Below are 10,509 nucleotides of genomic sequence, written 5' to 3'. Positions count from 1 at the left end.
TGCCATCGTGGCATTTTTTTTATTAATAGCTACAATTTATTTGCGGGAGATATATAAATGAATACTACGTCAAAACGTATGAGCGCGGCTGGCTTGCTGATCGCCATTGGTATTGTCTATGGTGATATTGGTACTAGTCCACTCTATGTTATGAAGTCTATTGTCGAAGGCAATGGTGGTATTGGAAATGTTAACCGTGATTTCATCATCGGTTCCATTTCCCTAGTTCTTTGGACTGTGACACTGCTAACCACCTTACAGACGGTGTTGATTGCCTTGAAAGCAACCAACCATGGCGAAGGTGGTATTTTTGCCCTGTATACTTTGGTTAGAAAGCGGGCCAAATGGCTGGTATTGCCTGCCTTAATTGGTGGGGCTGCCATCTTAGCCGATGGTACTTTAACCCCAGCTGTTACTGTTACGACAGCGATTGAAGGTCTAAAAGGTCTTCGATTCGGTGGCAGCGTTCCTGTTTCTACCCAGGGAATGGTAATTACGATTACCGTAATTATCCTGCTGGTACTCTTCTCTATCCAAAAAATGGGAACAAGTATCATTGGTAAGGCATTCGGACCGATTATGTTTATTTGGTTCTCATTCTTGGGAATCATGGGTGTAATCAACATGGCTGGCGACTGGTCAATCATTCAAGCAATTAACCCAGTTTATGCCATTAAGTTGCTCTTCAGTCCTTACAACAAGGCCGGAATCTTTATCTTAGGATCAATCTTCCTGGCTACTACTGGCGCTGAAGCCCTTTACTCCGATGTTGGTCACGTTGGTAAAAAGAATATTATTGGTTCTTGGCCATTTGTATTTGTTTGCTTGTCACTCAACTACTTCGGTCAAGGGGTTTGGATTTTAAATAACTCAAACTTCCTTCCTGCCGACGGCGGCGTGCTTAACCCATTCTATGAAATGATTCCAATCAACATCAGATTGTTTGCCATCATTTTGGCTACTATTGCCGCTGTTATTGCCTCACAGGCTTTGATCACTGGTTCATTCACCTTGGTCGCTGAAGCTAGTGGGCTTAAGTTCTTGCCAAGAATGAACATTAATTACCCATCAACTGAAAAGGGTCAGATTTATATTCCTTCCATCAATAAAGGGATCTGTGTTGCAACTATTGCTATTGTTTTGTACTTCCAAACTTCTGCTCACATGGAAGCAGCCTATGGTCTTTCCATCACGATCTCAATGCTTGCAACTACCATCTTGCTTTATGAATGGTTAGTCATTAAAAAAATCAACCCACTTTGGAACTGGATCTTCTTGATCTTATTCGGTGTTCTTGAAATCATGTTCATGATTTCAAGTTTGACCAAGTTTACCCACGGTGGTTACATATCACTCTTCATCACTATTGTGATCGGCTTCATCATGTACGTTTGGTACTACGGTAACAAGGTACGTGACAAGCGTGAATCAAGAAATGCCTACGTTCGCCTAGACGAGTATACCGACATGCTCACCAACTTGAGTCACGATGAAGATTACCCAATTTATGCCACTAACTTAGTCTACATGGCTAATGTTAAGTACAATAAGTTCATTAAACGTGAGATCTTGTACTCCATTTTGGATAAGCGTCCAAAACGTGCCAAGGCTTACTGGTTCGTTACCGTTAATGTAACCAACGAGCCATTCACCGCTGAATATGCCGTTAACACCTACGGTACCAAGAACGTAATTAACATTCAGCTGTACCTAGGTTTCAAGAAGCAAACAAGCGTGAATGTTTACATCCGTCAAATCGTACATGATTTGATCGCTGACGGTACAATTGAACCACAACCACAGGAATACACCACTACACCAGGGCGTGACGTTGGTGACTTCTCATTCGTTATTGTCAACGATGTCATCAGTCCTCAAACCCAATTAGTTGGTTACGAGAAGTGGTTAGTTGAAGCTCGTGTTCGTTTACAAAACCTGTCTTCTAACCCTGCTTCATGGTTCGGCTTGGAATATGCAGATACCGTCATTGAGCGTGTACCATTAATTTTAGGTAAACCAAATCCATCTTACATCAAGAGGATTAAGCCTAAAGATTATTCCCATGCAAAAACAAAATAGTTAAAATAACAACTAAAAAAAGCTCCCAAATGGGAGCCTTTTTTAGTGCATAAATTTATATGGGTATAAGTTATAAAGGCCACAGTGTAGTAGCAAGCACTGTAGTCATCTTCATTATAGGAGTCAATGCAAAAAAACTACTCTTTAGCATTTAAAAATAACAAATTAGCTAAAATGGCAAAAAAATAACCTTGCTGAGCAAGGTTATTTTATTGATTATTACCAAATTACAACACGTTTTTCAGGATCGAGCCACATGCCATCATGTTCAGTTACATCAAATGCCTTGTAAAATTCTTCTTGGCATTGTGATTGAACATTGGCACGTTCTGGACCTGGTGCGTGAACATCAACTGATACTTGCGTCTTAATACTCTCTGGCAATTGCTTGGTTGCCCAGACACGAGCAAAGTTTTCAAATAATTCCTTCATGTTGCCATCTTCGCCCTTGTTGGCTTCAACAGCGGCTGTTAAACCACCTTGATCGGCAATATTTTCGGATACGATTTGTTTACCGTTAAGAGTTACAGGGCCGTACTTAATACCGTCAAACAAGTCGATTTCAGCTTGAGTCCGCTTCTTAAATTCAGCGAAGTCCTTTTCAGTCCACCAATTCTTCATATTACCGAATTCATCAAATTGAGCACCGTTGTTGTCAAAGGCGTGAGAAATTTCGTGGGCAATTACAACACCGATACCACCGTAGTTCAAGCTACGTGATTGCTTCAAGTCGTAGAAAGGCTTTTGCAAAATAGCAGCTGGGAAAGTCAAATCGTTTCTTTGAGGATCATAACATGCGTTAACGAGGTTACCTGGCATAAGCCATACGCTGCGGTCAACATCTTGATCTAACTTTTCCAAATTGTACTTAATTTGTTCTCTGCCAAATTGAGCTTCATTAGCATAAAGACTAGCTTCTGGATCAACAGTTAAACGATCATAGATTTCTTCAATCTTATCTGGGTAACCAATCTTCAAGATCAAAGCACGCAACTTAACAATTGCCTTATCCTTAGTTGCTTGTGAAAGCCATGAATTTTCACGGATTCTCTTTTCATAAACGTCAAGCATCTTATGAATCATGTCAGTCACATCAGCCTTAGCTTCTGCACCAAAGTATGTTTGACCATAGTAAACACCAACTACTTCGCTAAAGTCGCTGTTAGCAATGTGATATGCTTGCTTAACACCGCTTGGAAGTTCAGGTTGACCAGACAAAGCTTGGCTAAATGGAAAGGCAGCTTCACGAAATTCTTGTGACAATGAACTAGCTACGCCATTGACGAACTTAACTAGCATCCAAGCCTTAATTTCTGCAAAAACATCTTCATTCAAGAGTTCTTCAGCGTAATCTAAGTAACGTGGTTCAGTATTAATTACTCTTTCTGGCTTCTTAGCAAAAAGTTCACCTAAGAAGTAATCCATCTTGAATGACTTGAACTTATCGGCAAAATCATCACGAGAAATTGGATTATATGTAGCAGGATAGTCAGCCCATTCTTCGGCAGACTTAACTACCTTGGCAATCTTAGCATCATATGCCAGAGCCTTTTCAGCATAGTCTTCAGCTTCAGACTTGCTAATGCCGCTCATTGTTAACAAGTTGATTGATTGCTCCTTCAAAACAGCCAAAAGCTTTTCAGCAGCGGGAGTCTTGTAAGTAGTAGTATCTGGCAAGAATGTGCCTGGACCACCAAATTGAAGTGAATGAATCTTAGTATTCTTCATATCTGCTTCAACTGAAAAATCAAATGGCATAGGAAAACCATTCTTGAAGAAGTCGGCAGCCTTCAAAGTAAAGTCGGCGAAGTTGCGCAAGCCTAAGATTTCATGTAAATCTGCTTGAATTGGATCTGCGCCATCCGCATTTCTTCTATCAAAATCTTTAGCGATCTTGTAAAGTGCTACTGCCTTTTCAAAGTTAGGTACATCTGGCAAATCTTTTTTGCCATCTGCGAAATCTGCAAAGTCTTGCATCAATTCTTTTTCAATGTTTAAGTCAATACCATCAAAACTACTAGTTCTGGAACGATCTGATGGAATCTTGGCATTCTTTAACCATTCTGAGTTAACGGCTAAGTATAAATTATCTTGTGGACGAGCTGATAAATCGGCTTCAGTAATGTCGCCAGCACCGCCGCGTACAGTCATTTTATTATTCAAAGAGAAATCCCCCTTATTATCAAATTAATATTAAATCATTCTAAGTATATCATTTTGATTTAATATAGTCTGCTTTTTTACTTATACAAAGTAAGCTTTTTGGCTAACTTTAAATAAATTGGAATCATCATGACGATCATCAAGGCAATTACAATCGCAGCTACCCAGAAGAAAGGAATATAGCCTGCTTGATCAATTACTAGACCACCAAATAGCGGGCCAAAGGCACGGCCAATACCGCTGGCAGCCATCGTTGCTCCTTGATATTTACCCTTACTTGTTTTAGGTGATAAATCATTCACGTAGGCTGGAATAGCTGGAAAGGCGGTAGATTCACCCAAAGTCAAAATAAACATTGATAGTGCAAAGTGAGCGAAATCTTTGGCAAAGACTAATGTAATGAAAGACAGTGAGAACATGCAAATTCCAAAGATGATCTGATGGAAAAGATTTTTGAACATATTTGGAAATCTAGCCAAAATTCCCTGCATAATTACAATCACACTGGCATTTAAAGTCCAAAGCAAACTGTACAAGTGGAATGGGATGCCTAATGACACCATATAAACAGACAAGTTAGATTCCCAGTTCATGTACATTAGCCAAGTTACGCCTAGCGTTGTGAAGAAGGCCATCGTCATAATGAAGTTGCGCTTAGGCATAGGAACCGCTTTTTGTGTATCCCCACTCTGTCCCTTAGCAACTCTCTCCTTATGAAAGCCAATGATTGGTCGATAATTAAACAACGCATTGATGAAGGCAATGACAAAGAGCAGTGCCGCAATCACGAACAGCAAAGTAACTGAGTAATCATACAAATATCCAACGATCAAGGTACCAGTTACCACACCCAAGTTTTGGGAGAAATACAGCACATTGAATACATATCTGCCTTGATAGTGCCGCAAACTCGTGGCAATTGAGTTAATTAAAGTACCATTCCAGCCGCCTAAAAAGCCGGTAATTGTCAGCCATACCCAATATTCAGGCCAACCGTGGAAGATTGCCATTAGGAATAAAACGGCAACATTAAGCCCGACACCCCATAAGATTAACGGATATGGGTTGTATTTATCGTAAAGACGGCCTGAAATAATTGAGCCCAAAATATTGCCGGCACAGTTGCAAAATAGAACAACCCCAATCATAGACAGGCTGATGTGCAGCTGCTTATTTAAATAAACCGAGGTCAGTGGCCAAATAAAACTTGCTCCAATCCAAGTGGCTAATACACCTACAATAAGCCAACGTAATTTGATTTCATCACCTTGTGTTCTCCCATGTGCAAATTTCATTTAATCATTTCCCTCCTTATTTCATCATTACCCTTGACCTTAAGTGTAACAAAAAAGAGCGATCTTGGACAAGACCACTCTTGAAAGATAATTGATCATTTAAATTGTTCTCTTTTCACTAGTCCAGTTTCTTATATCGGTTACATCTTGTGCCACTTCTAGACAGCCCAAGTATTTTCCTTCTTGATTATGGACAGCATAGTACCGTAAATATAAGCAACGCCCCATCATATGCGGTGTGAAATGAAATTCATATTTATCAAATTCACCTTCATGCATTTGTTTAAACATCTTTTCAATCAACGGCCGGCTCTTAGCCGTATGGCAGGAGAAGACCGAATTGCCAATGGCATTTTTAGAATGCGGATAAATTGCGGCACCACCGCCAAAATAAGCCACCTTGTCATTTTCATCAATAAAGGTTAAAGCAAATGGCAATAAATCAAAAATTGCATTCAATTGCTCTAAATTAAGCGCACCCTCCTTGAAGTTGATAAAAAATGAACTCAGATTTTTCACATCAACTGGTGAACTCTTTTTAGGAAGCTGAGGCTGCCAATTCATTGGTTCACGGATCAAGGTATAACCAATTTGCTTTTCCTCATTTTTAACGTTGTACCAATCTTCTTGACTTGCGACTTCATCGATCATTGGAATCATGATCTCTTCTTCCTTAAAGATCATTTCTAAGACCTCATGGCAAGCTTTTTTAATGGTCTCGTCTAACTCATCTACATTTACTTTATCTTGGCTAGCGGCCTTCTGTGCATCCCTAATCAATGCACGAATATCATCATCCACACCCCACATCACTTCCGGCGGAGCGGTAATGCCGTACTTATTCAAGATTGGGAAAAGCGAAGTCTCTTTTCTACGATAATGCTTATCAATCGTTGCCAGATCCTTCAATTCTTGTCTAATCTTCTTCAACGTATCTTTTCCCTGCTCATATTTAGCAAGATCTGGCAAAAGTGCATCATTAACCAGAGATTTAAGCACCGTATTTTCCAACTTGATCGTATGAACGGGATGCCCAGGAATCGCAAAATCAGGATTTTCTTCATTTTGCTTAATATTGCCCTTAAATACATCAGCATGGACATTGCACAAATATTGAATATCAGCTGGATTCAGGCCCTGTTTGATCAATTCTCGTTCAGCCGCCGTAATTTCAGCCACGTCGACCTGATCAAATTCTTCCTGAAACATTTTCTTGGCAGTCTTAAAGTCGCCGCCATTTTGGATATAATGCAAAATTTTCAAAATTGCATCTTGTCTTTTTTTATCAGTCATTGATTACCTTATACCCTTTTTCTTCAAATACCTTTTTTACCTTGGTCAGATCAATCTTCATTGCTTGGGCTCCAAGTGGGATCGTCATTACCCTGCCTACAGTATTAAGCAAGCCTGGAATCTTAATCCGGGTAAAGCCGCAATCGTACATAATTTGGACAAAATCGGGATATTTATCCGCCATCTTCTTAATTGGCAAATTAAAATCGATTATCTTATCCTCATTTTGCGATTCAGCTTTCTTTTCTTCCTGCATCCCCAGCTGCTCCTTAGCAGCACGCGACATGCGCTCAGGCGACCACACCGGGTACCAAACCAGTTGAATCTCGCATTCATTGATGCCATCTACCTGCAATACTGCTTTTTGAATGCTATTTTGCAAATAATCTGATAAAGGACAGCCCATGATAGTCAAGGTCATCTTGATAGTGGCTTTTTCTTCTTCAATATCAATACCATAAATCAAACCCAAATTAACTACATCAACTTGTAATTCTGGATCAATCACCTGAGTCAATGCCGTCATAATTTGATCTACTTGCTTTATATTTTCTTCTCTCATTTTTCCTACCTAGCAAAAAAGGCTGGAAAATCTTCCAGACTTTATTTTACTTTATCGTTGCAATTTATCCCAGATTACTACCTTGCCTGCCTTCATTGATTTAGGCACATCAATAATTCGTTGATTGCTTGAGCCTCTGAACTGCAATGTCAAATCCTTTAAATCATTCATAAATCGACCATCGACTAAAATATCGATCTTCGAAAGCATCTCTTTTTTATCAGGCGTTTCTTTTTGCAATTCATCCCAAGTATAGCCTGACCAAGACCAGATATCCTTCTTATGACCGAATTCTTTTCTAATGCGATTAATGATTTTTAGACAAACATCAGTATTTAGGAAAGGCTCGCCACCCAATAAGGTTAGACCTTGTACGTAAGACTGAGATAAATCATTAATAATTCTGTCTTCTAATTCTTGTGTGTATGGAAAACCATAGTTAAAATTCTGCGCTGCTAGGTTGTAGCAACCAGGGCAATCAAACAAGCATCCTGAAACATATAGACTGCAGCGGACCCCTTCGCCATCAACAAAGTTAAAAGGCTTATAATCAGCTACCTTATGTTTTGAATAATCCTTGGATACCCATTCACCTGGTTTAGGGTTCTTAGGCTTACGGTGCAATCTTTTTAGCTTTTTTTGATGCTCAATCTGCGGTTTATATTGGTCTGGATCAACAAACATAGTATCTCCACCCATATTCACCTTGATCAGATTGCTACGGATATCAGGCCCTTTTTGCGGATTTTTATCTTTTTCAGGCATTAATATTCACCATTCTTAACTTCTTCACTTCTTCTTCAGTAGCCAAGCTATCTTCCATGCCAGAATCCATGTGCTTCACACGGTGGATGATCTCTTCGTGACGGCCATGAACCATCGGTCTCTTCAGTGGATTACCCAAATAGCCGCAGGTTCTCTTAACACAATCACAAGTTGCTGGATCATGGTTGCCGCACTCAGGACATTGGAAACCTTTAGCAGTTGCTTCAAATTCACCAGCAAAGCCACACTTGTAACACTTATCAATTGGCGTGTTGGTACCAAGATAGCCTACCTTGTCGTAAGCCCAATCCCAGACAGCTTCAAGTGCAGCCGGATTTTGTTTCAAGTTAGGGTATTCACAGTAGTGAATGAAACCACCAGCTGCATAGTATGGATATGGTGCTTCAAAGGTTAACTTCTCAAAAGGAGTTGGGTGTTTTCTGACATCATAGTGGAATGAGTTAGTGTAGTATTCCTTATCTGTAATGTCCTTAATTTTGCCAAACTTTTCAGTATCAAGACGGCAGAAGCGATCAGTTAAACTCTCGCTTGGTGTGGAATATAAACTGTAGTGCCAGTGATATGGATCTTCTTTTTCCCACTTAGCACACAAGTCATGCATTCTTTTAACAATTTCAATTGTAAAATCATGCGCTTCTTCATTGTGTTCCCAGTCTGGACCATAGAAAACGGTGCCGACTTCGTAAAGACCAATGTAGCCTAAAGAAATAGTGGCACGGCCGTTTTTGAAGAATTCGTTTACATCATCCCCTGGCTTGAGTCGTTTGCCAAAGACACCATATTGGTACATGATCGGCGCATTTTCAGGCTTAGCTTGAATTGCACGGCGTCCCTTAAATGCCAAAGCTTGATGACATGTCCGCATTCTAGTATTAAAGATCTTCCAGAAAAGTTCTTTATCACCGTGGCTTTCCATAGCGATTCTAGGCAAGTTCACGGTAACTACACCCAAGTTCATTCTACCTGAGTTGACCTCATGACCATTTTTATCTTTCCAACCTTGCAAGAATGAACGGCAGCCCATTGGTGCCTTGAATGAACCTGTAATCTTCTTAATCATGTCGTACATCAAGACATCTGGGTACATTCTCTTGGTAGAACATTGAATAGCTAACTCTTTGACATCATAGTTGGGATCACCGGGATGCAGGTTCAATCCTTTTTTAATAGTGAAAACTAACTTAGGGAAAATAGCCGTTCTTCTTTCTCGACCTAGACCTTTAATTCTGATGCGTAAAATATCTTTTTGAATTTCTTTTTCAATCCAAGAAGTACCAAGACCAAAGCCTAAAGTAGTAAATGGCGTTTGACCCTGACTAGAAAACATGGTGTTGATCTCATATTCAAGCCCCTGCATTGCATCATAGATGTCCTTCTTGGTTTGCTTTTTAGCATATTGCTCTACTTTTTCAGAATCATCAATAAACTCGGCTGCATCTTTTAAATGTTTTTGGTAGTTCTTTTCCGCAAATGGAGCTAGCACTTCATCAGCACGATCAAATGAACAACCACCATATTGACTAGAAGCAACGTTAGTAATAATTTGGGTAACTTGGTGCGTTGCCACATTGATTGAATTAGGACTAGTCATATAAGCGTTACCGATCTTAAAGCCGTTAGTAAGCATATCCTTAAAATCGATCAGACAACAGTTAGTCATTGGAGAAAGCGGTGTGTAGTCCAAGTCATGCCAGTGAATATCGCCGCGCAAGTGTGCCTTAGCAATATGTTGCGGCATCATGGTTAAACCAACAGTCTTTCCCACCGTACCAGCCGTTAGATCACGCTGGGTACTGAAGATCTCGCTATCCTTGTTAGCATTTTCGTTAACGATCGTTGGATCACCATTCACCATGCGTTCAAGTCTAGTACGCGTATCGGTTTGCTTGAGCCAATTCTTTTCATCTTGCTTACGGTAATCTACATAAGCCTTAGCCTCATCAAGATAGCCCAATTCATTCAGGCTTTCCTTAAAAGCGTGCGCTACGTCTTCTGCTTTCACAGTAGCACCAGTCAATTTAGCCGCAATTTTCTCAATCACGGCATCTGCTTCATCATCAAGATCTAAGTTATGCAAAACCATTTTCAATTTAAAAATTTCAAATGGATATTTTGCCCCATCACGCTTGATAAAGGTAGTTGGTAAGTTTAATTCTGTTTCTTTTTGATAGTCAAATTCTCGTTTAAGCATAATCATCCCTCCAAAATGTCGTATCTAAATTATACCATAGACACAATATCTTGTATTATGTTCAAATATAGCTCAGTATATCTTGTATTAGATAAAACAGCGCGCTTAAGGGGATAATTTATGCAAAAATAATTTCAAAA

7 protein-coding genes are annotated in these 10,509 nt (G+C 39.8%); 1 reads left to right on the top strand and 6 read right to left on the bottom strand.

The window, feature by feature from the left end; genetic code table 11:
• Positions 1-57: 57 nt before the first annotated feature.
• Positions 58-2,079, top strand: a complete 2,022-nt coding sequence (locus tag HMPREF0518_RS01700; protein WP_003630022.1) for a KUP/HAK/KT family potassium transporter — start codon at positions 58-60, stop codon at positions 2,077-2,079.
• Positions 2,080-2,298: 219 nt separating this feature from the next.
• Here the strand turns inward: HMPREF0518_RS01700 and HMPREF0518_RS01695 are convergent, their stop codons facing one another.
• The 6 genes from HMPREF0518_RS01695 to nrdD all read right to left on the bottom strand — a co-directional run bounded on the left by HMPREF0518_RS01695 (position 2,299) and on the right by nrdD (position 10,369).
• Positions 2,299-4,230: a M13 family metallopeptidase gene (locus HMPREF0518_RS01695; protein WP_003625492.1), complete on the bottom strand. Its 1,932-nt coding sequence runs from the start codon at positions 4,228-4,230 to the stop codon at positions 2,299-2,301.
• An 89-nt stretch (positions 4,231-4,319) separates the two neighbouring features.
• Entirely contained in the window at positions 4,320-5,537 is a 1,218-nt protein-coding gene (locus tag HMPREF0518_RS01690; protein WP_003625488.1) for an MDR family MFS transporter, read from the bottom strand.
• Positions 5,538-5,636: 99 nt separating this feature from the next.
• Entirely contained in the window at positions 5,637-6,830 is a 1,194-nt protein-coding gene (locus tag HMPREF0518_RS01685) for a DUF438 domain-containing protein (RefSeq protein WP_003625486.1), read from the bottom strand.
• On the bottom strand, positions 6,823-7,392 hold the full coding sequence (locus HMPREF0518_RS01680; RefSeq protein ID WP_003625484.1) for an iron-sulfur cluster assembly protein: 570 nt from the start codon (positions 7,390-7,392) through the stop codon (positions 6,823-6,825). Before HMPREF0518_RS01680 ends, HMPREF0518_RS01685 begins: the two co-directional genes overlap by 8 nt.
• A 51-nt stretch (positions 7,393-7,443) precedes the next feature.
• Positions 7,444-8,157, bottom strand: coding sequence for an anaerobic ribonucleoside-triphosphate reductase activating protein (nrdG, locus tag HMPREF0518_RS01675; protein ID WP_003625482.1), 714 nt, complete (start codon positions 8,155-8,157; stop codon positions 7,444-7,446).
• A complete protein-coding gene (gene nrdD / locus HMPREF0518_RS01670) occupies positions 8,150-10,369 on the bottom strand; it encodes an anaerobic ribonucleoside-triphosphate reductase (protein WP_003630012.1) in 2,220 nt (739 codons plus the stop codon). Before nrdD ends, nrdG begins: the two co-directional genes overlap by 8 nt.
• Between the last annotated feature and the right edge of the window lie 140 nt (positions 10,370-10,509).

The sequence above is a fragment of the Lactobacillus helveticus DSM 20075 = CGMCC 1.1877 genome (assembly GCF_000160855.1).
In the GTDB taxonomy this organism is placed as follows: Bacteria; Bacillota; Bacilli; order Lactobacillales; family Lactobacillaceae; genus Lactobacillus; species Lactobacillus helveticus.
This window is presented reverse-complemented; position numbering and strand designations above follow the sequence as displayed.